The following is a 22,534-nucleotide window of genomic DNA, read 5'->3' on the forward strand; positions in this document are numbered from 1 at the left end:
ACTCCTGATACAAGGCTCGACTTTCGCCTCGCCTTGCCCTTACATCCATCCCCATGAAAGAACTGTTGCGCAGTACCGATCCGACAATCCTGGCCTTTGCATCCGCTCTCCTTGAGGGCGAGGATATAGACTGCTTTCAGATGGACGTAAATATGAGCATCCTCGAAGGTGGTATCGGGATCTTTCCCCGTCGACTGATGGTTCGGTCCGAAGACCTGACCCGTGCCGAGCGTGTGATGCGCGACAACGAAATCCCGCTGGGCCGATGATGCGCTTTGACGACAATGAATTGACGTGCAACGATTTCCTTGGTGGCCGGGTGCGATTGCTGCAACCTGCGTCAGGTTACCGCGCCGGAGTAGACCCTGTTCTGCTTGCCGCATCCGTCCCTGCAAAGGCCGGGCAATCCGTGCTGGAACTGGGATGTGGCGCGGGGGCTGCCATTCTGTGCCTGTCCGCGCGGGTACCGGGGCTGCAAATGGTTGGGATCGAATTGCAACCGGCCTACGCGGAGCTGGCCCGCCGCAATTCTGAAATCAACGGCTGTGATCTGGACGTGATCGAGGCTGACCTGAACGTTTTGCCTGATGACCTCCGACAGCGGCACTTTGATCACGTAATCGCGAACCCGCCCTATTACCGTTCTGGGGCGCATAGCCCCGCCAGCGACACAGGGCGGAGCATTGCCTTGGGTGAAAATACGCCTCTAATTGACTGGATCACCGTGGCGGCCAAACGCCTTGCCCCTCGGGGGTTTCTGCACATGATCCAGAAAGCCGACCGTCTTCCCGATATGCTGACGGCTTGTGAAGGGAAACTGGGTTCAATCGAGGTGCTGCCGCTCAGCGCGCGGGTGGGCCGCGAGGCCGAACTGGTCATCCTGAGCGCCCGCAAAGGGGGACGCGCGGCATTTCGCCTCCATGCGCCTTTGATTCTGCACGCTGGTGAGCGCCACGAAAAAGACGGTGAAAGCTATACCGAGGCGGTCTCAGCCGTGCTTCGACACGCCGCTCCGTTGCCTCGGAACTTGTGCCATCGGCAATGACCAGCCGAATTTGTCGGATTTGTTACAGATTCTGTGCGTCTGCGGCGTGACAGGGTGGAAACGATGTGGTCAAATTCTTACGTGACATGCAGACACATGAACAAGGAGGATCGCAATGAGCGTGAGCGCACATCTGACGGAACTGAAGAAAAAGCACGAATCTCTCGGTCTGGAAGTGGAAGAAGCCCAACGCTCGCCAGGTATCGATGATCTCCATATTGCTCAGTTGAAAAAACAGAAGCTCAAGCTGAAAGAAGAGATCGAACGCCTGTCCGCTTAAGTTTTCAGGCTGGCGCGGGCCGCTATCAAGGCCCCGCCGGTGATCAGAAAGGCCGCGATCGCAAGCCCCCAGGACGGGGTCGCGGTCCCGGCCACCACCAAAGCAAGGGTCGACAGTAACGGGGCCGCATAGGATGAGGTTCCGAGGATTTGAATGTCGCCTTGCTTGACGCCAATGTCCCAGACGTAGAACGCCAGCCCGACGGGCCCAAGGCCGAGCGCCAGCACCGACGCCCAGCCCAGTGCCGTATCGGGCAGTACAGTGTCTTCCACCGCCAGATGCAGCAGACCCGAAGCCAGTGCAGCCGCAAGGCAGAAAATTGCGACGGAACTGGTCGGCGTGCCCTCCAGTCTGCGTGATAGAACGGAATAGCCCGACCATGTCAGTGCGCACAGCAAGGCCAATGCGTATCCGGGCAAGTATTGGGCCTGAAAGCCCGCGCCGCCACCCCCGGCAATGATGACAGCGGCCCCTGCGAATCCAAGGCAGGCCCCGATCAGGTGGCCGATACGCAGATGTTCACCCGGAAGCAGGCCCGACAGAAGCACAATGAGCAGAGGCCAGAGATATGCGATCAGCCCGGCCTCGGCAGCCGGCGCCATGCGCAGGGCCGAAAAATACAGCGCGTGATAGCCAAACAGGCCCAATGCGCCAAACAGGTAGGTCGTCCAGGGAACTTGCTTTAGATCGCTCAGACCACCTGTCGCCGTCGCCCAGACAAGCCCAAGCGTACCACCAATCGAAAAGCAGATCGTGTTCAGCAGCAGGGGCGGCGTGGGTGCCGACCCCACAGTGAACAATGCCAGCAAGGCCCATAGCAAGACAGCCACGAAGCCGATGGCCGTTGCGCGCATTTTGGTCATGGGCGGGAAACCTCTTCAATCGGTATGATTTTGAACTCATCCGATATATGCGCGGTTTTTTCAATCTCGGTCAGGAACCAATCGCGAAACGCCGCAATCTGAGGTTTCTTTTCAGCCCCCGGCAGGCACAGAAACCGGAACCGGCCTTGTGTTTCCAGGGCCACCTTGAACGGTGCAACCAGGCGGCCTTCGGTCAGGTCCTTGAGAATCATGGCGCGTCGCCCCAGTGCCACGCCGACGCCGGCAACAGCGGCATCAATCGCGTGATCAGCATTGGAAAAATGCGCACCGTGGGTCGGAATGAAATCCATTCCGACAGCACGGAACCAAGCGGGCCAATCGCAAGGCGGGGTCAGAAAGCTGATCGAATCGTCATGGATCAGCGGGGCCTCTTCAAGGCTTTCCGGCGTGGTGAATTGTTCCGCAAGTTCGGGGGTCATGACAGGGGTCAGCCATTCCTTTCTGACGGGAACGGAATACAGCCCGTCATCGGCCGAATTCCCGAAGCGGATGGCGACGTCTACGTCGTCCCGCTCCAGATCCATGTTGCGCAGCGTGGCCGAGAATTTCAGATCGATCTCGGGATGCGCCCGAGCAAATTCGTAAAGCCGCGGCGCCAGCCACTTGGCGGTCAAAGCTGGGCCCGCGGTGACGGTCAGGCTTGTGTCATCTTCCTGTCTGCGCACCGCGCGCCATGCGGCTTGCAAGGTGGCAAACCCTTCTGCCGCACCGGGCGCCAGGGCACGGCCCGCCTCGGTCAGTTCTACGGCGCGGTTCAGACGACGAAACAGCGGCCGGCCAAGGTGTTCTTCAAGCGACTTGATCTGAAACGACAGGGCAGCTGGCGTCACATGCAGCTCTTCCGCCGCCTTCGAAAAAGACATGTGCCGGGCTGCGGCGTCAAAAGCACGCAACGCGGTCAGCGGAGGCAGATAGTCACTCATAGTGAAGAAAAACTTAAATGAAGTCTCAAGAAAGCTCGTTTGTCGTGTTTGTTTTTAGCAGCCATATTCACATCAGGTCAAATAAAACTGATTTGAAAAGGAGACTGCCATGATCGAGATGACGACGAATCCCGCCGCCCAGATGGCGATCCTGCGTGCCCACCAAGAGCGCAGCAGGGTGGTCTGGCAGTTTTGGGGATGGATATTCGGTTCCCGCTGATCGCAGCGCGCGCGTTCTTACGGGATCAGAAAGGGCCGGCCCAAAAGGACCGGCCCGTTTTTTGTTCACAAGTCTGGATCAGACGAAGAATTGCGCACCGTTGGCCGAGATCGTCGAACCGTTGATGAACTGCGAATCGTCCGATGCCAGGAAGACCACGCAGCGGGCGATTTCCTCCGGCTCACCCAAACGGCCGGCCGGGATCTGGCCAATGATGGACTCGCGCACCTTCTCGGGCACAGCCATGACCATTTCGGTTGCGATATAGCCGGGGCAGATCGCGTTGGCAGTGATCCCCGCCCGCGCGCCTTCCTGCGCCAGGGATTTCACGATGCCCAGGTCACCCGCCTTGGTCGCAGCATAGTTCACTTGAGCGAACTGGCCTTTCTGACCGTTGATCGAGCTGATGACGATGACACGGCCGAACTTGCGCTCGCGCATGCCGGGCCAGATGGGATGTACGGTGTTGAACACGCCAGTCAGGTTGGTGTCGATCACGTCTTTCCACTGATCCGGCGTCATTTTGTGGAACGGTGCATCGCGGGTGATGCCAGCATTGGCGACGACCACATCGATGGGGCCAACCTCAGCTTCGACCTTTTCGATGCCCGCTTTGGATTCGTCATAATCCGCGACGTTCCACTTGTAGGTCTTGATCCCGGTTTCTTCGGTGAATTTTGCGGCTGCTTCGTCGTTCCCTGCATAGGTGGCCGCAACGTTATATCCTTCGGCTTTTAGCGCCGTGGAAATTGCTGCGCCAATGCCGCGGGAACCGCCAGTTACGAGTGCTGTTCGTGCCATTTATGACTCCTTCAATTTTAGTCGTCTTAGTAATGCTGTTACTCTGAGAGATAGTTGTGCGCAATATTGTTTCGTCTTGAATCTCGGTTTCCGGGCGGCAATATCGTCGCATCCAAGGGTTAGAACCTCAATGTAACAAAAAAGGCGCCCATTGGGCGCCTAATTCTATTTGATTGTCAAAGCGCTTAGTCGCGCTCCACACAAAGGGCAACGCCCATGCCACCGCCGATGCACAAGGTCGCCAGACCCTTTTTTGCATCGCGTCGCTTCATTTCGAACAACAGGGTGTTCAAAACACGGCACCCCGAAGCACCGATCGGATGGCCGATGGCAATGGCGCCGCCGTTTACGTTCACGATCGACGGATCCCAGCCCATATCCTTGTTAACCGCGCAAGCCTGCGCGGCAAAGGCTTCGTTGGCTTCGACCAGGTCCAGATCGTCTACCGACCAGCCTGCTTTTTCCAGTGCCTTGCGCGATGCATAGATCGGGCCGACGCCCATGATCGAAGGGTCCAGACCGGCGGTCGCATAGGACGCGATGCGCGCCAGAGGTTCGATTCCCCGCTTTTCAGCGTTTTCGGCTGACATCAGCAGCGTCGCGGCCGCGCCGTCGTTCAATCCCGAGGCGTTGGCAGCTGTGACCGAACCGTCCTTGGTGAAGGCCGGACGCAGTTTGGCCATGGCCTCCATGGTTGCGCCATGACGAATGTATTCGTCCTTGTCCATCACGATGTCGCCCTTGCGGGTCTTGATGGTGAAGGGCACGATTTCGTCTGCGAACTTGCCGGCCTTTTGGGCTGCTTCGGCCTTGTTCTGCGAAGCAACGGCGAATTCATCCTGCATCTCGCGGCTAATCTGCCATTTCTCTGCAACATTCTCGGCAGTCTGACCCATGTGATAGCCGTTGAAAGCATCCCACAAGCCATCGCGGATCATCGTGTCGATATACTTCATGTCGCCCATCTTGTGACCGGCGCGCAGCGCGGCGGCGTGGGGTGACAGCGTCATGTTTTCCTGACCACCAGCAGCGACGATTTCCGCGTCTCCCAGCTGAATATGCTGGGCGCCCAAAGCAACGGCGCGCAGGCCCGAGCCACAAACCTGATTGATGCCCCATGCGGCGCTTTCCTGTGGCAGGCCGGCATTGATATGCGCCTGTCGCGCGGGATTCTGGCCTTGGGCGGCAGTCAGAACCTGACCCATAATGGTTTCGCTGACTTCGCCTTTTTCCACTCCGGCGCGCTCGACAACTGCTTCCAGAACGGCAGCGCCCAGATCATGGGCAGGTGTGTTCGCAAACGAACCACTGAAGCTGCCAACACCTGTGCGTGCGGCGGATGCGATTACTACGTTGGTCATATGATCAGTCCTTTACCGTCATGGGCCAGCGGAATTTCTGACGGCGCAGGTCGAAAGGTGTCCTTTCGAAACAAGAGCGCCCCGTGATCCCCCGCTCAAGTACTCTTGCAATAGCGTAACGCTGCACATGCAGCAACGGGCAGCTTGTCTCAGTGTCGGAAATGGTAGGAAAATGTCGATGGACGGGCAATCAACTTCCTGTTTTTGATCTGTTTTCCTGCTTCCAGGGTTCCACGACACTGGGTGCGCCATACAAGAATCCTTGCAGGCAATCCACGCCACTTGCCACCAAGAAAGCGGCATCCTCCTGCGTTTCAACCGATTCGGCCGTAACCAGAATTTCAAATTCACGGGCCACTGCAATCAGGGCCCGCACCAAAGTCTGGTTGTCGGGATCGTTGCTGATGCCCCGAACGAACTGTCCATCGATTTTGGCTGCGTCGAACAGAAACTCGCGAAAATGCCGAAAGCTGAAATTGCTGGCGCCAAAGTCATCCAGCGCAAAAGCGATGCCGCGATCCTGCAAGCGGTCCATGAAGTCGACAACCAGCTCGGGCACCTGCATGGCCGAGCTTTCGGAGATTTCGAGGATCAAGCGTTCGCCCAATCCGGCATCTCGATTCAGGAATCTGTCCAGTATTCTGGACCAGTTGGAATAACCGATCGAGCGCGCAGACATGTTGATCGACAGGCGTATTTCCGGGTTCCTCGCCAATGTGCGCAACCCAAGCTCCAACGCGACGCAGTCCAGATCGCGGCCGATAGGAGTATTTTCGACCTGAGGCATGAATTCGCGCGCCGGGATGACGCGGCCGGTCTCGTCCAGAACCCGAATGAACCCTTCGTAAAACGCGACTCGGTACGGGGCGTGCGCCTGAATCACCGGCTGAAAAGCCAGTTTGCATTGCTTATGCTTCACGGCATCGGTTGCCATCTGCAAAACCGAACGATCCCGCGTCGAAACGGCCGCATTCAACGGGCTGTCCGACCCCTCAGGCAGATTTGCCAGTTTTCTGTTTCCCATAAGCGCGGATTCCCATGTGTCCAGGACAGGTGTCCGGTCACAGTCTCGGGGCAAAGAGATGAATCTGCGGTTAAGGGTTCGGAAAAATTTCTGTCTCGCGGGCTTAGCGGGTGGATTGCCACGCGCGCGCTAAAGAAGCTGCCGCGCCAAGTATCGCGCCCATCGCACCTAGGGCCATCATTGCAAAACCCAACGCGATCAGGGCTGCAACGGCGCCCCCAAGGGCTGCAAGCATGGCCATCAAAAGGCCGAACAGGCCGAAAAAGGTTGAAATGGTTGCCAAACGATTCATACCGACCCTCGCTCACTCACACACGGCGCCTGTCGACTGATATGGCGCTGAATGACCGAGATTCAAGGCACAAGCAGGTTTCAGCCGGCTGTTTCAGGCCTGTTCTGCTTGTCCGCTAGGCAGTTTTTTGTCCAGATGCTCAAAACCTGGCGTTCCGCGGTCTTCCGGGTGGCGTGCCAGATGCTTGGCCTTGATCTGTTCCGAACTGTCCCGGCTGCCGTCATGGCTGTACCCAGGTGGGGCAAAGCAGTAGGCCAGTCGCTGTTTCAGGGTCAGCCCCGGCTGGGTTGCGTCGCGCCAGATGGCCACCCATTCGTGAAAGGCCACCCGCAGGGGATTGAAAGTGCCGATATTGTGCACCAGGCCATAGTCCACCTGGTCATCCTCCTGCTCGGGGACGAAGGTGCCGAACAGCTTGTCCCAGATGATGAACACCCCGGCATAGTTGCAATCGAGATAGCGCGCGTTGCGGCCGTGATGGGCGCGGTGGTGACTGGGGGTGTTCATTACCGCTTCGAACCAGCGGGGCATCTTGCCGATGGCCTCGGTGTGAATCCAGAACTGATAGATAAGATTGAGGCCACCGACGAACAAAACCATTGCAGGATGGAACCCAAGCAGGATCAGCGGGGCGCGTACGACCATCATGAAAGTGAACGTATAGGTCCAGGTCTGCCGCAGCGCGGTCGTCAAGTTGTAGTGTTGCGAGCTGTGATGGTTTACGTGACTGGCCCAGACCCAGCGGATGCGATGGCCAAAGCGGTGGACCCAGTAGTAACGCAGATCGTCCAGGACAAAGCACAGGATGATAACCGGAATTGACGTACCCAGGTTCATCGGTGTGATCTGCCAAAGCCACATGAAAAACGCATAGGCGATAAAGCCCAGCAAAAAGCCCGATGCGATGTTTCCGGCCCCCATGATCAAAGAAGTCACCGCATCGCGTGTTTCATAACGCCCGCCTTTGCCTTTGACTGCGATCCACAGAAACTCGGCCAGAATTGCTGCGATGAAAAAGGGAACGGCCCATTGTACCGCATCGGGAAAACTAATTTGGTCTGTCATGCGGGCTCCATCAGGTCACGCCAGTGACGGCGTTCGAAATCGTCCAGTCGGATGAGTGTTTTGGGCACCGAGAATTCGTGAAACAGAATCTCAAAACCTTCCGGATGATCCAGAAGATCATAGTCCAGCAAATGCCGGGCCACGGTGTCGGCCCCGAAGGACCAAAGCAACCCATTGCCTGAACTGGTGCGCACCACCGCGGCGTGGCCATCATGGGAAACCGTGACGTCGACCACATCATCGTCCGGAAAGTGACGTGCCCATTGTGATCGTGCAATGTCGGGCGTCAGCATCACCTGCTGCGACCTGCCGGTGAGATGTAATAACAGGGTGACACCAGCTATGCCGCCGACGACCAGCGCCAGTAGAATTTCAAGTGGCATTCCATCCTCCTGAGCGCAGAGTGCAAAGGAGTTGAAACTCTGTCAAAGGTGGCGTTGCGTCAGCTGTTTTCCAGCCGTTCCAGTATCTCGTGTTGCACCACACGTTCGACGAAGGGCACCAGCCCCTCGGGGCCGGATGTACGATCCTTCAGATGGATGCAGATATCTGGGCGGCGGGCGGCAATAATACCCACCATTTCACCACGGATCTTGTCGTCAAGCCCCGCGCCCAGGATGGCGCAGGCAATCCGGGGCTCGGCATCCAGCTGTTTCCGAACCTCGTCCGTGTCATGTGCGCCCAGCCACTGAATCGGCAGATGATCCAGTTGCCGCGCCACGTCACCGATTACATTTGGCAACCGTCCGATCAGCAGTACGACGGGTTTCATCATTGCCTCCATTTCAAACAATATGCCTGCCCTGTCCGGCAGGGCAGGAACAGTATATCACGAGATTGAAAGGGGCTGACGCCTTTAGTTGCTGACCGAATAAACGGTTGTTTTGCCCTTGCCTTTTTCGCGGGTCATTCGGGCAGTGGCCCCGTCAATTTCCCAAAGCTGACAATCCGTGCCCAGCGCCTTGCCGTCCAATACTCCGTTTCGGCACCAGAATTTTTTGTTCCAGACCCAGGTTCCGCTGAACTTTTTCCCACTTTTGAGTTTGGCTGAAATCGTGCCATCAGCATTCGCGACAAAAACATTGCCTTGTTCGTCGGTCAGCTTTTTACCAACAATATCGGAATTGAACTGCTTTGCGGTCTTGATCCGTTTGTAGTCCGCATGTGCGGCGCCAGCGATTGCCAATGTGCCTGCAACAGCAAGGAATAAAATCGTATGTTTCATATAAAACCTCCCACTCTTAATGCGTGGGAGGGTACCATGTTTCCGCAAATTTTTCTAAATGCGTTAACTTTCAGCGCCAACAAGCGTCGAAATGATCGCCTTCGCACTGTCCGAGTTCCATTCGGCGTCGCCGATCAGCCGGGCGATTTCCTGCCCTTCGGGGTTCAGGATGACCGTGATCGGCAAGGCGATGACGCCGAACTCACGGGCAGCGGCCGAGCTGGGGTCCTGGTGACGGGGCAGGTTGGCGATGCCGTTCTCTTCAAAGAACTTTTTGATGCCGGCAGGCGAGTTGCGGCCCGTGGCCAGTGTCAGAACCTGAAACTTGTCGCCGCCGAACTCTTCCTGAAGCTCAGCGATCTGAGGCATCTCTTTGCGACAAGGCGCACACCAGGTGGCCCAGAAATTCAGCAGCACATATTTGCCCTCATAATCGGCAAGCGTGCCGACGCCGCCGTCATCTTCCAGCTGGAATTCGATTGATTTGGCGGGTTTCGGTTCCTTGTGCAGGATCAGACGTTTCAGGCTGTCTTCCCGCAGAGGGGCCAGCGTCTCGGCATCGGTCGCCAAGGCGGCATTTGCACCCAGCGCAAGGGCCATATAAAGGGGGATCAGACGAAATAGGCGCATATCAACTCCGGGTTTTCTTACATGACCGATCAATCCTCGAACCAGATGTGGGGCGGCCGCTTTGCCGCCGGTCCAGACGCGATCATGGAGGCAATCAACGCCTCGATCGGGTTCGATCAGCGGATGGCAGCCCAGGACATCGCAGGCTCGCGCGCCCATGCGGCCATGCTGGCAGCCACAGGCGTCATAAGTGATAGTGATGCCGAAGCCATTCGGGAAGGGCTGCTCACCGTTTTGTCAGAAATCCAGAACGGAGAATTCCAGTTCTCGACCGCGCTGGAAGACATCCACATGAATGTCGAGGCCCGTCTGAAAGAGATCATCGGAGAGCCCGCAGGCCGTTTGCACACAGGCCGGTCACGCAATGACCAGGTCGCAACCGATTTCAAACTCTGGGTTCGTGATCAGCTGGACGCCGCTGAGAGCGGCTTGCTGGCCCTGATCCGCGCGCTTTTGGCGCAGGCCGAGGCCGGGGCCGATTGGGTCATGCCCGGCTTTACCCACCTGCAAACGGCGCAGCCGGTGACATGGGGCCATCACATGATGGCCTATGTCGAGATGTTTGGCCGTGATCTGTCCCGCGTTCGTGACGCCCGCGCCCGGATGAACGAATCGCCACTGGGTGCTGCGGCGCTGGCCGGAACGTCCTTTCCCATCGACCGCCACATGACGGCACAGGCGCTGGGCTTTGACCGGCCTGCAGCCAACTCGCTGGACGCCGTCAGCGATCGTGACTTCGCGCTGGAGTTCCTGTCGGTGGCCTCGATCTGCGCCGTGCATCTGTCGCGCTTTGCCGAGGAACTGGTGATCTGGTCCTCGGCGCAGTTCCGTTTCGTTACCCTGTCGGATCGGTTCTCGACCGGCTCGTCGATCATGCCGCAGAAGAAAAACCCTGATGCGGCAGAGCTGATCCGTGCCAAGGTGGGTCGGATATTTGGCGCCAACACGGCGCTGATGATGGTGATGAAGGGCCTGCCGCTGGCCTATTCAAAGGACATGCAGGAAGACAAGGAACAGGTCTTTGACGCCGCCGACAACTGGATGCTGGCGCTGGCGGCGATGGAAGGCATGGTCAAGGACATGACCGCCAATCGCGACAGCTTGGCCGCTGCGGCGGGTTCGGGTTTCTCGACTGCAACTGATCTGGCCGACTGGCTGGTGCGGGTGCTGGGCCTGCCCTTCCGCGACGCGCATCATGTTACCGGATCGCTGGTGGCCATGGCCGAGAAGAAGGGCTGCGACCTGCCCGATCTGACGCTGGACGACATGCAATCGGTCCATGCCGAGATCACAAATGACGTCTACTCTGTCCTTGGTGTCGAAAACTCTGTAAACTCACGCCAGTCCTATGGTGGCACGGCCCCGGATCAGGTGCGTGCTCAGGTTGAACGATGGAAGGCAATGGTGTGATGACCGTGCTGCGCGCGATTCTTATTGCAGGGTCCGGCCTAATGCTGGCCGGATGCGGAGCCGACGGCGAGCCCGTTCAGCCTGCGCCCGCTCAGCCAACTGTCAGTGCAACCGTCGGCGTTGGCTCTGGCGGAGCGTATGTGGGCGGTGGCGTAGGTCTAAGCCGTGGCCCGCTGGGGATTTACCTGGGATTCTAAGCCACTTTCATATTGCGCATCGGTTTTGTATCCACCAACGTGAGGTGGCATGTCGGTGCGCATGCCATCCAAAGAAAAGATACTGAAATGAGAACTCTCGGACTGATTCTGGTATTTGCGGCTTTGACGGCTTGCGAACCTACATCGGCAAGACGCCCGGAACCTGCGGCAGAGCCCAAGCAATCGGGCACCGGAGTTTCGATCTCGGGCTATGGCCGGGTTGGAGTTTCGACCCGAAATTAAACTTGGTCGATGGGTTCGGAATCCATTGATTCGAAGCCATCTTCTGGTCTAAGCGCGCAGACATGGATCATTTTCTCTACCGCGACGGCGCGCTTTTCGCCGAGGATGTCCCTGTCTCCGAAATCGCTGCTGCGGTCGGAACGCCGTTCTATGTCTATTCCACCGCAACCTTGCTGCGGCATTTTCAACTGTTCGACGATGCGCTTGACGGCACGGACCACCTTGTCTGCTATGCGATGAAAGCGGCCAGCAATCAGGCGATCCTGAAAACTCTGGCACAGGCGGGCGCGGGGATGGACGTGGTCTCGGGCGGGGAATACCTGCGCGCCAAGGCAGCGGGCGTTCCCGGCGACAAGATCGTGTTCTCTGGCGTGGGCAAAACGGCGGATGAGATTCGTACCGCGCTGACCGGTGGCATCCGTCAGTTCAACGTCGAATCCGAGCCCGAGATGGAAGTGATCAACGCCGTTGCACTGGAATTGGGTGTGGTTGCTCCGATCACGGTCCGGGTGAATCCGGATGTTGATGCCAAGACCCACGCCAAGATCGCGACCGGCAAGTCCGAGAACAAATTTGGAATTCCGATATCCCGCGCCTCGGACGTCTATGCGCATGCGGCCAGCCTACCGGGACTGGAGGTGATCGGCATCGACGTCCATATCGGCTCGCAGCTGACGGAACTCGAGCCATTCGAGCTGGCCTATACGAAAGTGGCCGAACTGACCGAGCAGTTGCGGGCTGAAGGCCACAACATCCGCCGTCTTGATCTGGGCGGTGGATTGGGCATCCCCTATACCCGCTCGAATGACGCGCCGCCGCTGCCGGTGGAATATGGCGCGTTGATCAAGAAAACACTGGGCCATCTGGGCTGTGAGATCGAGATCGAGCCGGGCCGCCTGATCGCAGGCAATGCGGGGCTGATGGTCAGTAAAGTGATCTATGTGAAGTCGGGCGAAGGCCGTGATTTCCTGATTGTCGACGGCGCCATGAATGATCTGATCCGCCCGGCGATGTATGAAGCGCATCATGATATCGTCGCGGTGCAGGAACCGGCGGCAGGCGTGGAACAGCAAGCCTATGACATCGTGGGCCCGGTTTGCGAATCCGGTGACACTTTTGCCAAACAACGCAACATGCCGCCGCTGAAATCGGGTGACCTGATCGCCTTCCGCAGCGCGGGTGCCTACGGCGCGGTGATGGCCAGCGAGTACAATACCCGCCCGCTGATCCCCGAGGTTCTGGTCAATGGTGATCAATTTGCAGTCATTCGTGAACGACCAAGCTTTGACGAAATCATAAACCGCGATACCATACCTTCATGGCTTTGACGCGATGACCGCGCGGGCCTAACCCCGGAGGCCCGTCTTGTCCGACCGTTCAAACCTGCCCATTCCGCGCCTGTCCGTGTGGCTGACCCATGTCGGCATGGTGGCTGAACAGGTGTTGCGCGCGTTCTGGCCGGCATTCTCGATTGCACTTGTTCTGCTTGCGGCATTGATGCTGGGGCTTCAAGATGTTGTTTCCGTGGAAATCGTCTGGGCAGTTGGCGCGCTGTCCCTGGGGTTGTTGTTGACGGCCGCGGTGCTTGGCCTGAGGGGTCTCAAGTTGCCCTCGCGCGCCGACGTTTTGGTGCGGCTGGATGAGACCTTGCCGGGACGCCCAATTCAGGCCTTGATGGATGATCAGGCCATCGGTGCGGCCGATCGGGATTCCGTGGCGCTGTGGCAAGCCCACAAAGCCCGGATGGCGCAACGGGTCGCAACGGCCGAGGCCGTGAAACCAGATCTTCGGCTGGCATCGCGAGATCCTTATGCACTGCGCTACGCGGCGTTGCTGGCTTTTGTCGTGGCGCTGGTTTTCGGCTCTTTGTGGCGCGTGGGGTCTGTGGCGGACATGGCCCCGGGCACTGCCGCCGCCGGGCAAGGGCCGACTTGGGAAGGATGGGTCGAACCCCCGCGCTATACGGGCCTTCCAACGCTGTATCTTGCGGACCAAACGGATGCAGAGCTTGCCGTTCCCAAAGGCAGCCGCGTTACCTTGCGGCTGTATGGTGAGGTCGGGGCACATAGCCTGACGGAAAACAGCTCGGCCCTGGGGGCCGAGGCGGCGACCGACCCCGAGCAGGAGTTCGTGGCAGAACGCTCTGGCCAGTTGCGCATCGACGGGCCAGCGGGGCGGGAATGGGCCGTTGAGATCATCGACGACACGGCACCACAGATAGCCGTGGCCGGATCGGCCGAGGCCGAAGCGGGCGGGCAGATGAAGCTGCCATTCGTCGCAGGAGATGACTATGGTGTGGTTGCAGGCTCTGCCTTGATCGAACTGGATCTGGCTGCCGTTGACCGCCGCTATGGTCTGGCAGCAGAGCCCGAGCCACGCGAAGCGATCGCAGTTGAACTGCCTATGCCGATCACCGGCGATCGCGCGGATTTTGCAGAAGATCTGATCGAGGACTTCTCGCAACACCCGTGGGCGCATTTGCCGGTCCGGATTACTTTGATGGCCACGGACGCGGCGGATCAGCAATCGTCTTCCGAACCTTATGTGACCGACCTTCCGGCCCGTCGGTTTTTTGATCCGCTGGCCGCAGCGGTGATTGAACAACGGCGCGATCTGCTGTGGTCGCGGTCCAATGCGCCTCGGATCGCGCAACTGCTGCGGGCTGTATCTCATCTGCCAGAGGATCTGTTTCGTTCGGAAACTGCCTATTTGCGTCTGAGGGTCGTGCTGCGGCGGCTAGAGACCTTTGATCAATACGGGCTGAAACCCGAACAGCAGGCAGAGATCGCCCAGGCCCTCTGGGATCTTGCCGTGTTGATCGAGGACGGCACGCTTGCGGATGCGCTGGAACGGATGCGGCGCGCGCAGGAACGTCTGACCGAAGCAATGAAGAACGGCGCCAGCGACGAGGAAATCGCGGAACTGATGCAGGAATTGCGCGAAGCGACGCAGGATTACCTCCAACAACTGCAACGGTTGGCCCAGCCAAACGGCGAAGATGGCGAGCGTCAGCAGGGCCAGAACGGCGAGTCCCTGCAAATGACGCAGGATGATCTGCAACGCATGATGGACCGCATTCAGGAGCTCATGGAACAGGGCCGAATGGCTGAAGCCCAGCAGGCGCTGGAAGAGTTCCAGCAGATGATGGAAAACATGCGTGTGACTCAGGGCCAGGGCGGTGGGCAGCAGTCCGAAGGTCAGCAGGCCATGGAAGGTCTTGCGGAAACTCTGCGCGAGCAACAAGGTCTGAGCGATCAGGCCTTCCGTGATTTGCAGGAACAGTTCAACCCGGGCGCTCAATCCGGTGAAAGCCAGGGCAATGAGGGACGCAATGGCGGGCAAGGCCGGGGGCAAAGCCACGAAGGTCAGGGCGGTCAGGGGGAAGGCTCGGATCAAGCTGGCGAAGGCCAGCAGGGTCAAGGCTCACTTGCGGATCGGCAGCAAGCGCTAAGAAATGAGTTGAGCCGCCAGCAACAGGGTTTGCCAGGTGCCGGTACGCCCGAAGGTGACGCCGCGCGCGAGGCGCTGGATCGGGCCGGGCGCGCCATGGACGAGGCGGAACAGGCCCTGCGTGGGGATGATCTGGCCGAAGCCATCGACCGGCAATCTGAGGCGATGGAAGCCCTGCGCGAAGGGATGCGTTCGCTGGGTGAGGCGATGGCGCAGAACCAGCAGAATCAGCCGGGTCAGGGAACGCAGGATGGCGACATGCAAGCCAACAACCGCGATCCGCTGGGCCGAAACCCGGGTGCCGCCGGTTCGATTTCAACAGATGAGAATCTGCTGCAAGGCGAAGACGTGTATCGCCGGGCGCGGGAACTGCTGGATGAAATCCGGCGCAGAACCGGGGAATCGGACCGTCCTCAGATCGAGTTGGAATACCTGAAACGTTTGTTGGAGAGGTTCTAGACCTCAGTTCTGGGCACCGGATGCAGCCTGCGCCTCAAGCCAGATGCGCGCCTGATCCACAAGCGACACGTATGAGCTGAGCAACGGGTCGGCCTGAGGGACTGCTTCGCTGATCTGTTGGGCATTTCCATATATCAGATACAAAACCACGCCGATGATCAGCATCAACGCAAAGCCGCGCAGGAATCCGCCCGATTTGCGGGGTGGCTGCGGGACCTCTTCCGGCTCATCTGATCGCAGGGTCGAATTGATGGCTTCGACATCCGGCAGTGCGTCTTTCTGCCCGGCATCGACAGCGGTTTCCGAAGCCGAAGGCCGCTTGGGGCGCACCTTGGGTTCTGGCGGCGTATCCAGCCCCAGATCGGGCTGGCTTTCGAGGCTGCTGCCTTCCTGCGCCCGCAATTCCGCTTCGCGGGCAGCTTCCTCTCTCAGAATGCTGGCGACGGACGGATCGACATTCCCGGTGGGCGCGGCGGGTTCATCAATTTCTGGCTTGTCTTCGGATGCCGCTTCTTCAACAGGTTCCGGTTCAACGTCCTGCGGAGCGTCGACCACGTCGGGCGATGCGTCATCCTGTTCAGGGGTTTTCGCTTTTTCGTCCGGTGCCTCTGCGGCTTCGGCAGGGTGCTTCGCTTGGAACCAGGTCTGATCGCAGTTGGAACACTGTACGTCGCGGCCTTCCTCGGGGATGACCTCGTCAGGAACCTCGTACTGCGCGCTGCAATTCGGACATGTAAGACGCATGCTGCCTCCTCGGCCGGGCGAAGGGCCGATAATAGTTTTTTCAGGAATGATATTCGGTTAAGACCCAACAGCAAAGAGCGTTTTCGGTTTCGCGGGTCAAGTGTCACCAATTGGACTCGGTAGAGCCATTGAAACCATCACCATGCTCGGGCAAGAAGAGCGGCAAAATAACGGGGGCACGTGTGATCGAGCTGGAAAATGTCAGCTACACCTATGGTGGCGGTGAATTGCTGAGTGATGTCTCGGTACAATTGCAGCCGGGTTCGTTTCACTTTCTGACCGGGCCTTCCGGGGCGGGCAAGACCACGTTGCTCAAGCTGTGCTATGGTGCCCTGCTGCCGAGCTCGGGGCGGTTGAGCGTGTTTGACCAGGATATTTCAACGCTTGATCGCGACCAGCTGGCCGTATTGCGTCGCCGCGTTGGTGTCGTGCATCAGGATTGTCAGTTCCTTGACCACATGACGCTTGCCGAAAACGTCGCGTTGCCGCTGATGGTGTCCGGGCGTTCGGAAACATCCGAGCAGGAAAACCTGACCGAGCTGCTCAGCTGGGTGGGTCTTGGCGCCAGGCTCGAAGCGCTCCCGCCTGAACTGTCCGGCGGCGAGCGGCAAAGGGCCGCTCTGGCGCGTGCCGTCATATTGTCGCCTGACGTGGTTTTGGCGGATGAGCCGACAGGCAATGTTGACTGGGAAATGTCGCAACGGCTGCTGCGTCTTCTGATCGAACTGAACCGGATGGGCAAAACCGTCCTGATCGCCACCCATGATCTGAGCCTTATCCGCGCGGCCAAAAGCCAGGTACAGGCCCGTGTCTTGCGTATTTCGCAGCGCAAGCTGCAACTGGCGGGGGCGGATCTGTGATCAGTCCTGACCTCAGAAATCTGTTGCGCGGTGACAAACGGGCAGACCGGGTTGTTCCCCCAACGGGATACACGGCACACCTGACTCTGTTCGTCGCGGGTGCGATGGCGTTTCTTGCAGTATTCGCCCTGGCCCTGTCTCTGGCGTCGGGGCGCATTGCGGATCGCTGGGCCTCGGAACTGGCCGGAGCTGCAACCCTGCGCATCAACGCGCCAGCGGAACAGCGTGCAGCCCAGACCGAGGCGGCGCTGACCGTTCTGGGCCAGACGCCTGGCGTGGCCTCGGCCCGTGCCTTGACGCAGGAAGAGCAGGCGGCGTTGCTTGCCCCGTGGTTCGGGCCGGATCTGCCGCTGGATACGCTGCCCGTGCCGCAGCTTATCGAGATCATTGAAACCGAACCCGGCATCGACGTGGCTGGGTTGCGTTTGCGACTGGGGGCCGAGGTGCCGGGCGCCGTACTGGATGATCACACGCGGTGGCGGGAGCCTTTGGTTGATGCGGCGATGTCCCTGCGTCGTCTGGGGTGGATTTCGATCCTACTGATCGGCGGTGCGACCGCTGCCATGATTACCCTTGCCGCCAACGCGTCGCTTGCCGCAAATGCCCAGATCATCGAAGTGCTGCGCCTGGTCGGTGCACGCGATGGGTTCATAGCGGGCGCATTCGTAAGGCGGTTTACATATCGCGCATTCTTTGGGGCATCGGTCGGTACATTGCTGGGCATGACCGGTGTTCTGATGCTGCCCGAAGCCTCGGAATCGGGTGGTTTTCTGGCTGGCGTCGGCTTTCAGGGCAAAGACTGGGCGTTGCCGGTTCTTATTCCGATCCTTGGTGCCATGGTCGCGTTTTTTGCCACCTGGGCTGCGGCCCGACGCAAATTGAAGGAGCTTTCCTGATGTTGATGGCTGTTCAATGGGTTCGGTCATTGATCTTCATGATCGTGATCTACGCCTGGATGCTGATCCTTGGCATTGTCTTTCTGCCCTATGCACTGTTTTCCAAGGCTGGCGCCCTGAGGGCGTGCAAGACCTACGCGCGCAGCACCATGTGGCTGGCTCGTTGGATGGTTGGCATTCGGTGTGAAGTGCGGGGTAGGGTCCCAACGAATGAGGTGGTCATAGCCGCAAAACACCAGTCGTTTCTTGATATCATCATCATTTTTGATGCCATTCCGCACGGCAAGTTCATCATGAAGCGCGAGCTTTTGTTTACGCCAGTCATTGGAATGTATGCGCGGCGACTTGGCTGTATTCCGGTCAATCGCGGCAAGCGCGGTGCTGCCGTGACCAAGATGGTCAAAGATGTGTCGAAAGAGTTTTCGGAACCCGGGCAGCTTGTGATTTACCCGCAAGGGACACGTGTGGCGCCCGGTGCGAAGAAACCTTACAAGGTTGGAACAGCCGTTCTTTACGAAGGGCTCGGCTTTCCCTGCGTTCCGGTCGCGACGAATGCTGGCGTTTTCTGGCCCCGAACGGGTGTCATGCGCAAACCGGGCCTTGCGATCGTCGATTTCCTCGACCCAATCGAGCCGGGTGTTGGCCGGGACGAATTCCTTGCCCGGCTGGAAGATGTGATAGAAACACGTTCCAACGAGTTGATGCGGGAAGTGGGGTTTGATCCGGATGGAGCACATTCGTGACATTGAAACGCTTGAAGCTTTGTATGGTCGGCCCGGTGCTCCGTCCTTGCGAAAGGTCGTTCATCAACTGACGCCTCTCTATCGAAAGTGGATCCTTGCATCGCGCCTGTGTGTGCTCAGCACGGTTGGTCCTGAAGGTGTGGATGGCAGCCCTCGGGGCGATGATGGCCCGGTGGTTAAAGACCTGGATGCGAATACGCTGGCTCTGCCGGACTGGCGCGGCAACAACCGTCTGGACAGTTTGCGCAATATCGTGCGCGATCCACGTGTTTCGCTGATGTTCCTTGTTCCGGGGTCCAACAACGTCGTTCGGGTGAACGGGTTGGCGCGGGTAACGGCGGATGAGACCCTGCGGCATCAATTCGAGAAGGCCGGCAAACGCCCAGCGACCGTTATCGTCGTTGAAATCGCCGAGATATACAGCCAATGTGCCCGTGCTCTGATCCGGGCGCGTATCTGGTCAAGTGGTGACGAAAGCGGCAATCTTCCCACGATAGGCCAGCTTCTGTCCGAGGCATCAGACGGCGTGGAAGGCGGCGCGCAATATGACGAGGAATGGCTTGCACGCGCCGCAAAAACGATGTGGTAGATGTGGGTGTCGGCTGTGGTTCAAACCGCAGCGGCCCCGATCCTTGATACTTTTTCCACCCAGCGATCTACGCTGCCGGGCTTGGGATAGCTTGCACCGGAAAAATAGGTGAAACGCGTTGGTTTGAAGCCGACGAACCCAAGAATCTGGTCCCGTACCTGACGGATAAGCGCCTGCCGGTATATCAGGCGCAAGAACCATCCCGGCGTGTCTGACGTCAGGATGACACGTGCGGTGCGCCCTGTCAGCATCGGGGCCGGAAACCCGATCTTGGTAGTGTTCCGTGTGTCAAAGGTTCGCCCCGGAATGAACATTCGGTCGATCAGTCCTTTGAGTTTGGCTGGAAGGCCGCCCCACCACATGGGGGTGGTCAGGACCAGATGGTCGCTCCACTCAAAGTCTTGCAGCACTTGTTCCAGAACCGGCTCAAGTGGTTTGAAGTCGTGATAATTGCCCTGACCGAAATCAAAATCGAATTGCAGATCGCTCAGATGAACCAATCGTACATCGTGCCCGTTTTTGCGGGCCGCGTCCTTGTATGTTTCGGCAAATGTGCGTGACAGGCTGCTTTCTGCGGGGTGTCCGTCAAGGATGAGAATCTTTTTCGTTTGCATCGGGTATCTCCTGAAAAAGTGACCGTGGTCAATTTATAGAATCAAAAAGTGACCACGGTCAATAAAAATTTGACCACGGTCAGAAATTATGCGATTGAGCCATATGCAAAAGACAATTCAGAAACGTACGATCAAGACCCGCGCCAAGCTTCTTGCGGCCGCTGAAGAGGTCATCCGCAATGGCGGATATGAAGCGTTACGGGTGGAAGAAGTCGTAAAGGCCGCAGGGGTCGCGAAGGGCACTTTTTTCGCGCATTTTCACGACAAGGATGCGCTGATGGAAATTTTGATCGCAGACAAGCTGAACGCCTGTCTGGATCTGGCCGAGGCCAGAACGCCACCCAAAACTGTCGCAGAAATCATCACTGCGCTGGAACCGGTTCACAGTTTCATGACGTCCGAGCGATATGTATTCGATCTGTTGATCAGGTATTCCGGTGCGACGGCTGTCGCCGAAATAGGACCGGTGGCCTATTGTTTTGAGCGATATTTCCGCGTCGTGATGCTGTGGCTCGAACATGCAGAGGTGCGCAAGGACGTGCCACCCGAGTTATTGGCCGAAGGTGTGCAGGCCTTTGCCATTCAGGCCATGTCACTAAGATTCTGCGCGTTGCATTCCGCGACGACTTTCACCGACAGGTTGGAGACCTATCTGGATGCCTGGGTGACCCCGACAGGCTGATCGCTGCCGGGGTCAAGGTTGTCAGCTGTGGATTGGGCCGTCGCCGCAGGCCAGTGCGGCCTCGCGGAAGGTCGGGTGCGCGTGGCAGGGTTTGACGTGGTTCGGCGCAGCCGATGAAAGGTCCGGTGGACCTTTCACGCGTCAAACGGGCGGAGCCCGACCTGCCTAGCTGTGGATCGGGCCGTCGCCGCAAGCCAGTGCGGCCTCACGCACGGCCTCGGAATAGGTCGGGTGCGCGTGGCAGGTCAGCGCCAGATCTTCGGCGGATGCGCCGAATTCCATCGCCACGCAGACCTCATGGATCAGATCGCCTGCTGCGGGGCCGATGATGTGGCAGCCCAGGATACGGTCGGTTTCCTTGTCGGCCAGGATCTTGACGAACCCGTCAGAGGCAAAGTTGGCTTTGGCGCGGCCGTTGCCCATGAACATGAACTTGCCGACCTTGTAGGCACGGCCTTGTTCTTTGAGCGTCGCCTCGGTTTCACCGACATTGGCGACCTCGGGCCACGTATAGATCACACCCGGAATGACACCATAGTTCACATGGCCATGCTTGCCCGCAACCTGTTCCGCGGCGGCCATGCCTTCATCTTCGGCCTTGTGCGCCAGCATCGGGCCTTCGATCACGTCGCCGATGGCGTAGATGCCCGGTACGTTGGTTTGCCAGTCCTTGCCCACCTTGATCTGGCCGCGCGGGGTTATCTCGACGCCCAGAGCGTCCAGCCCCAGACCATCGGAATATGGTTTGCGCCCAGTTGCCACCAGCACGGTATCGGCGTCGATCACATGCTCGCTGTCGTCCTTGAGCAGCTTGTAGGTCACCTTGGCCTTGGTCTTGGTTGCTTCGGTTTTCTGCACCGCTGCACCCATGATGAAATTCAGCCCTTGTTTCTTGAGGATACGCTGGAATGTCTTCTGTACTTCGGGATCCATGCCCGGCGTGATTTCCTTGAGGAATTCGATCACCGTCACCTCGGCGCCCAGGCGGCTGTACACCGAACCCAGTTCCAGCCCGATCACACCCGCGCCGATCACCACCATTTTCTTCGGGATCTTGCCCAGTGACAGCGCACCGGTTGAGGTCACAACGACTTTCTCATCCACTTCGACACCGGGCAGCGAGGACGGTTCGGAGCCTGACGCAATGATGATGTTCTTGGTTTCATGGATTTCATCGCCAACCTGAACCTTGCCGGCCGCAGGGATCGAGCCCCAACCTTTCAGCCAGTCGATCTTGTTCTTCTTGAACAGAAACTCGATGCCCTTGGTGTTGCCCTCGATCACCTCATCTTTATAGGCCTGCATCTGTTTCCAATCGACCGAAGGCGATTTACCCTTCAGGCCCATCTTGGCAAAGTTGTGTTCGGCTTCATGAAGCTGGTGTGAGGCATGAAGCAAAGCTTTTGACGGGATGCAGCCCACGTTCAGGCAAGTGCCACCCAGCGTTTCGCGCCCCTCAACCACAGCGGTTTTCAAGCCCAGTTGAGCGCAGCGGATCGCGCAGACATAGCCGCCGGGTCCGGCGCCGATTACGATGACGTCATAGTTTGCCATTACATTCTCCTAAACCGACCGGACGATCCGGCGCTTTCCCGACCCGATCTGGCGGGTCGGGAATATCTATTGTCAAACGGGTTCCAGCAGCTTGATCGAGATATGCGCAATGCCGCCTCGTTCATGGTGCATTGCCAATTCCTCGGATCCGAAAAACGCCTTGGCCTTGTCCAGGTTGATCACCTCGAACATCGCGATTGCATGGTCCTTCTGATCGGGATCGCGCCAGACATGCAGGTCGCGGATACCCGCGGCCTTGCGCATCGGCTTGTCCTCGCGGAACACTTTCAGCCAGGCGTCGAAATCGGCCACATCAGCCTGCCAGAGTACATGTGTCGCCATG

28 protein-coding genes are annotated in these 22,534 nt (G+C 58.6%); 13 read left to right on the forward strand and 15 right to left on the reverse strand.

What is annotated here, in order from left to right:
* The first annotated feature begins 53 nt into the window (after positions 1–53).
* The 3 genes from ACR0C6_RS12990 to ACR0C6_RS13000 all read left to right on the forward strand — a co-directional run bounded on the left by ACR0C6_RS12990 (position 54) and on the right by ACR0C6_RS13000 (position 1,325).
* Positions 54–269 carry a putative signal transducing protein gene (locus ACR0C6_RS12990; RefSeq protein ID WP_152456800.1) on the forward strand — a complete coding sequence of 72 codons (216 nt, stop codon included), beginning with the start codon at positions 54–56 and terminating at the stop codon, positions 267–269.
* Complete coding sequence (locus ACR0C6_RS12995) at positions 266–1,045, forward strand: tRNA1(Val) (adenine(37)-N6)-methyltransferase (RefSeq protein ID WP_171229806.1); 780 nt, start codon at positions 266–268, stop codon at positions 1,043–1,045. The genes ACR0C6_RS12990 and ACR0C6_RS12995 overlap by 4 nt, the downstream gene beginning before the upstream one ends.
* Positions 1,046–1,160: 115 nt before the next feature.
* Entirely contained in the window at positions 1,161–1,325 is a 165-nt protein-coding gene (locus ACR0C6_RS13000; RefSeq protein ID WP_170346328.1) for a YdcH family protein, read from the forward strand.
* Here the strand turns inward: ACR0C6_RS13000 and yddG are convergent.
* The 11 genes from yddG to ACR0C6_RS13055 all read right to left on the reverse strand — a co-directional run bounded on the left by yddG (position 1,322) and on the right by ACR0C6_RS13055 (position 9,750).
* Positions 1,322–2,188: an aromatic amino acid exporter YddG gene (yddG, locus tag ACR0C6_RS13005; protein WP_480619667.1), complete on the reverse strand. Its 867-nt coding sequence runs from the start codon at positions 2,186–2,188 to the stop codon at positions 1,322–1,324. The genes ACR0C6_RS13000 and yddG overlap by 4 nt on opposite strands.
* A complete protein-coding gene (locus tag ACR0C6_RS13010; protein WP_171229804.1) occupies positions 2,185–3,132 on the reverse strand; it encodes a transcriptional regulator GcvA in 948 nt (315 codons plus the stop codon). Before ACR0C6_RS13010 ends, yddG begins: the two co-directional genes overlap by 4 nt.
* Positions 3,133–3,430: 298 nt before the next feature.
* A complete protein-coding gene (gene phbB / locus ACR0C6_RS13015; protein WP_480619669.1) occupies positions 3,431–4,153 on the reverse strand; it encodes an acetoacetyl-CoA reductase in 723 nt (240 codons plus the stop codon).
* Positions 4,154–4,338: 185 nt separating this feature from the next.
* Positions 4,339–5,514 (reverse strand): acetyl-CoA C-acetyltransferase, encoded by a 1,176-nt coding sequence (locus ACR0C6_RS13020; RefSeq protein ID WP_170346332.1) that lies wholly within the window; start codon positions 5,512–5,514, stop codon positions 4,339–4,341.
* Between the two features lie 190 nt (positions 5,515–5,704).
* Positions 5,705–6,538: an EAL domain-containing protein gene (locus ACR0C6_RS13025; RefSeq protein ID WP_480619671.1), complete on the reverse strand. Its 834-nt coding sequence runs from the start codon at positions 6,536–6,538 to the stop codon at positions 5,705–5,707.
* Between the two features lie 103 nt (positions 6,539–6,641).
* A complete protein-coding gene (locus tag ACR0C6_RS13030; RefSeq protein ID WP_171119720.1) occupies positions 6,642–6,830 on the reverse strand; it encodes a hypothetical protein in 189 nt (62 codons plus the stop codon).
* Between the two features lie 93 nt (positions 6,831–6,923).
* Positions 6,924–7,895 carry a sterol desaturase family protein gene (locus tag ACR0C6_RS13035; RefSeq protein WP_480619673.1) on the reverse strand — a complete coding sequence of 324 codons (972 nt, stop codon included), beginning with the start codon at positions 7,893–7,895 and terminating at the stop codon, positions 6,924–6,926.
* Entirely contained in the window at positions 7,892–8,278 is a 387-nt protein-coding gene (locus ACR0C6_RS13040; RefSeq protein WP_480619675.1) for a hypothetical protein, read from the reverse strand. The genes ACR0C6_RS13035 and ACR0C6_RS13040 overlap by 4 nt, the downstream gene beginning before the upstream one ends.
* 59 nt (positions 8,279–8,337) lie before the next feature.
* Positions 8,338–8,667, reverse strand: coding sequence for a hypothetical protein (locus ACR0C6_RS13045; protein WP_170346337.1), 330 nt, complete (start codon positions 8,665–8,667; stop codon positions 8,338–8,340).
* 84 nt (positions 8,668–8,751) lie between these two features.
* Entirely contained in the window at positions 8,752–9,120 is a 369-nt protein-coding gene (locus tag ACR0C6_RS13050; protein ID WP_170346338.1) for a hypothetical protein, read from the reverse strand.
* 63 nt (positions 9,121–9,183) lie between these two features.
* A complete protein-coding gene (locus ACR0C6_RS13055; RefSeq protein WP_050604043.1) occupies positions 9,184–9,750 on the reverse strand; it encodes a TlpA disulfide reductase family protein in 567 nt (188 codons plus the stop codon).
* Positions 9,751–9,771: 21 nt separating this feature from the next.
* On the opposite strand from ACR0C6_RS13055, the gene argH reads away from it, so the two are divergent.
* From argH to ACR0C6_RS13080, 5 genes are all read left to right on the forward strand, one after another.
* Positions 9,772–11,160, forward strand: coding sequence for an argininosuccinate lyase (gene argH / locus ACR0C6_RS13060; RefSeq protein ID WP_171119715.1), 1,389 nt, complete (start codon positions 9,772–9,774; stop codon positions 11,158–11,160).
* On the forward strand, positions 11,142–11,357 hold the full coding sequence (locus tag ACR0C6_RS13065) for a hypothetical protein (RefSeq protein WP_224854660.1): 216 nt from the start codon (positions 11,142–11,144) through the stop codon (positions 11,355–11,357). The genes argH and ACR0C6_RS13065 overlap by 19 nt, the downstream gene beginning before the upstream one ends.
* A gap of 87 nt (positions 11,358–11,444) precedes the next feature.
* Positions 11,445–11,600 (forward strand): hypothetical protein, encoded by a 156-nt coding sequence (locus tag ACR0C6_RS13070; protein ID WP_171119713.1) that lies wholly within the window; start codon positions 11,445–11,447, stop codon positions 11,598–11,600.
* 62 nt (positions 11,601–11,662) lie between these two features.
* Positions 11,663–12,928, forward strand: coding sequence for a diaminopimelate decarboxylase (lysA, locus tag ACR0C6_RS13075; protein WP_171726811.1), 1,266 nt, complete (start codon positions 11,663–11,665; stop codon positions 12,926–12,928).
* A gap of 37 nt (positions 12,929–12,965) precedes the next feature.
* Positions 12,966–15,509, forward strand: coding sequence for a TIGR02302 family protein (locus tag ACR0C6_RS13080; protein ID WP_480619678.1), 2,544 nt, complete (start codon positions 12,966–12,968; stop codon positions 15,507–15,509).
* Between the two features lie 3 nt (positions 15,510–15,512).
* Here ACR0C6_RS13080 and ACR0C6_RS13085 read toward each other — a convergent pair whose 3' ends face one another.
* Positions 15,513–16,253, reverse strand: coding sequence for a zinc-ribbon domain-containing protein (locus tag ACR0C6_RS13085; RefSeq protein WP_480619680.1), 741 nt, complete (start codon positions 16,251–16,253; stop codon positions 15,513–15,515).
* Between the two features lie 182 nt (positions 16,254–16,435).
* Here ACR0C6_RS13085 and ACR0C6_RS13090 point away from each other — a divergent pair, with 182 nt between their 5' ends.
* From ACR0C6_RS13090 to ACR0C6_RS13105, 4 genes are read left to right on the forward strand one after another with little or no spacing between them, the layout of a single operon-like run.
* Complete coding sequence (locus ACR0C6_RS13090) at positions 16,436–17,113, forward strand: cell division ATP-binding protein FtsE (protein WP_152456816.1); 678 nt, start codon at positions 16,436–16,438, stop codon at positions 17,111–17,113.
* Complete coding sequence (locus tag ACR0C6_RS13095; RefSeq protein ID WP_152456817.1) at positions 17,110–18,009, forward strand: cell division protein FtsX; 900 nt, start codon at positions 17,110–17,112, stop codon at positions 18,007–18,009. The genes ACR0C6_RS13090 and ACR0C6_RS13095 overlap by 4 nt, the downstream gene beginning before the upstream one ends.
* Positions 18,009–18,752: a lysophospholipid acyltransferase family protein gene (locus ACR0C6_RS13100; protein ID WP_171171175.1), complete on the forward strand. Its 744-nt coding sequence runs from the start codon at positions 18,009–18,011 to the stop codon at positions 18,750–18,752. The genes ACR0C6_RS13095 and ACR0C6_RS13100 overlap by 1 nt, the downstream gene beginning before the upstream one ends.
* The gene (locus ACR0C6_RS13105) at positions 18,736–19,341 is read left to right on the forward strand and encodes a pyridoxamine 5'-phosphate oxidase family protein (RefSeq protein ID WP_171233121.1); all 606 of its coding nucleotides are present in this window, start codon (positions 18,736–18,738) and stop codon (positions 19,339–19,341) included. Before ACR0C6_RS13100 ends, ACR0C6_RS13105 begins: the two co-directional genes overlap by 17 nt.
* 20 nt (positions 19,342–19,361) lie before the next feature.
* Here ACR0C6_RS13105 and ACR0C6_RS13110 read toward each other — a convergent pair whose 3' ends face one another.
* Positions 19,362–19,955, reverse strand: a complete 594-nt coding sequence (locus tag ACR0C6_RS13110) for an NAD(P)H-dependent oxidoreductase (RefSeq protein ID WP_480619682.1) — start codon at positions 19,953–19,955, stop codon at positions 19,362–19,364.
* A 103-nt stretch (positions 19,956–20,058) separates the two neighbouring features.
* Between ACR0C6_RS13110 and ACR0C6_RS13115 the strand changes: the two genes are divergently transcribed.
* Positions 20,059–20,637: a TetR/AcrR family transcriptional regulator gene (locus ACR0C6_RS13115; protein ID WP_480619684.1), complete on the forward strand. Its 579-nt coding sequence runs from the start codon at positions 20,059–20,061 to the stop codon at positions 20,635–20,637.
* A gap of 165 nt (positions 20,638–20,802) precedes the next feature.
* Here ACR0C6_RS13115 and lpdA read toward each other — a convergent pair whose 3' ends face one another.
* Both lpdA and ACR0C6_RS13125 read right to left on the reverse strand, forming a co-directional pair.
* Positions 20,803–22,191, reverse strand: coding sequence for a dihydrolipoyl dehydrogenase (gene lpdA / locus ACR0C6_RS13120; protein ID WP_480446786.1), 1,389 nt, complete (start codon positions 22,189–22,191; stop codon positions 20,803–20,805).
* 72 nt (positions 22,192–22,263) lie between these two features.
* Positions 22,264–22,533: a hypothetical protein gene (locus ACR0C6_RS13125; RefSeq protein ID WP_152456823.1), complete on the reverse strand. Its 270-nt coding sequence runs from the start codon at positions 22,531–22,533 to the stop codon at positions 22,264–22,266.
* Position 22,534: the final 1 nt, after the last annotated feature.

This window comes from Ruegeria sp. AL12, from assembly GCF_056540885.1.

Excerpts from the sequence above, each read along its gene's own strand:
- ACR0C6_RS13115 (WP_480619684.1), top strand. The coding sequence starts at position 20,059 with ATGCAAAAGACAATTCAGAAACGTACGATCAAGACCCGCGCCAAGCTT.
- ACR0C6_RS13025 (WP_480619671.1), bottom strand. The coding sequence starts at position 6,538 with ATGGGAAACAGAAAACTGGCAAATCTGCCTGAGGGGTCGGACAGCCCG.
- ACR0C6_RS13100 (WP_171171175.1), top strand. The coding sequence starts at position 18,009 with ATGTTGATGGCTGTTCAATGGGTTCGGTCATTGATCTTCATGATCGTG.
- ACR0C6_RS13070 (WP_171119713.1), top strand. The coding sequence starts at position 11,445 with ATGAGAACTCTCGGACTGATTCTGGTATTTGCGGCTTTGACGGCTTGC.
- ACR0C6_RS13125 (WP_152456823.1), bottom strand. The coding sequence starts at position 22,533 with ATGGCGACACATGTACTCTGGCAGGCTGATGTGGCCGATTTCGACGCC.
- ACR0C6_RS13105 (WP_171233121.1), top strand. The coding sequence starts at position 18,736 with ATGGAGCACATTCGTGACATTGAAACGCTTGAAGCTTTGTATGGTCGG.
- ACR0C6_RS13000 (WP_170346328.1), top strand. The coding sequence starts at position 1,161 with ATGAGCGTGAGCGCACATCTGACGGAACTGAAGAAAAAGCACGAATCT.
- lpdA (WP_480446786.1), bottom strand. The coding sequence starts at position 22,191 with ATGGCAAACTATGACGTCATCGTAATCGGCGCCGGACCCGGCGGCTAT.
- yddG (WP_480619667.1), bottom strand. The coding sequence starts at position 2,188 with ATGACCAAAATGCGCGCAACGGCCATCGGCTTCGTGGCTGTCTTGCTA.
- ACR0C6_RS12995 (WP_171229806.1), top strand. The coding sequence starts at position 266 with ATGATGCGCTTTGACGACAATGAATTGACGTGCAACGATTTCCTTGGT.
- argH (WP_171119715.1), top strand. The coding sequence starts at position 9,772 with ATGACCGATCAATCCTCGAACCAGATGTGGGGCGGCCGCTTTGCCGCC.
- ACR0C6_RS13045 (WP_170346337.1), bottom strand. The coding sequence starts at position 8,667 with ATGAAACCCGTCGTACTGCTGATCGGACGGTTGCCAAATGTAATCGGT.
- ACR0C6_RS13050 (WP_170346338.1), bottom strand. The coding sequence starts at position 9,120 with ATGAAACATACGATTTTATTCCTTGCTGTTGCAGGCACATTGGCAATC.
- ACR0C6_RS12990 (WP_152456800.1), top strand. The coding sequence starts at position 54 with ATGAAAGAACTGTTGCGCAGTACCGATCCGACAATCCTGGCCTTTGCA.
- ACR0C6_RS13010 (WP_171229804.1), bottom strand. The coding sequence starts at position 3,132 with ATGAGTGACTATCTGCCTCCGCTGACCGCGTTGCGTGCTTTTGACGCC.
- ACR0C6_RS13035 (WP_480619673.1), bottom strand. The coding sequence starts at position 7,895 with ATGACAGACCAAATTAGTTTTCCCGATGCGGTACAATGGGCCGTTCCC.
- ACR0C6_RS13020 (WP_170346332.1), bottom strand. The coding sequence starts at position 5,514 with ATGACCAACGTAGTAATCGCATCCGCCGCACGCACAGGTGTTGGCAGC.
- ACR0C6_RS13030 (WP_171119720.1), bottom strand. The coding sequence starts at position 6,830 with ATGAATCGTTTGGCAACCATTTCAACCTTTTTCGGCCTGTTCGGCCTT.
- ACR0C6_RS13065 (WP_224854660.1), top strand. The coding sequence starts at position 11,142 with ATGGAAGGCAATGGTGTGATGACCGTGCTGCGCGCGATTCTTATTGCA.
- ACR0C6_RS13110 (WP_480619682.1), bottom strand. The coding sequence starts at position 19,955 with ATGCAAACGAAAAAGATTCTCATCCTTGACGGACACCCCGCAGAAAGC.
- ACR0C6_RS13040 (WP_480619675.1), bottom strand. The coding sequence starts at position 8,278 with ATGCCACTTGAAATTCTACTGGCGCTGGTCGTCGGCGGCATAGCTGGT.
- lysA (WP_171726811.1), top strand. The coding sequence starts at position 11,663 with ATGGATCATTTTCTCTACCGCGACGGCGCGCTTTTCGCCGAGGATGTC.
- phbB (WP_480619669.1), bottom strand. The coding sequence starts at position 4,153 with ATGGCACGAACAGCACTCGTAACTGGCGGTTCCCGCGGCATTGGCGCA.
- ACR0C6_RS13085 (WP_480619680.1), bottom strand. The coding sequence starts at position 16,253 with ATGCGTCTTACATGTCCGAATTGCAGCGCGCAGTACGAGGTTCCTGAC.
- ACR0C6_RS13055 (WP_050604043.1), bottom strand. The coding sequence starts at position 9,750 with ATGCGCCTATTTCGTCTGATCCCCCTTTATATGGCCCTTGCGCTGGGT.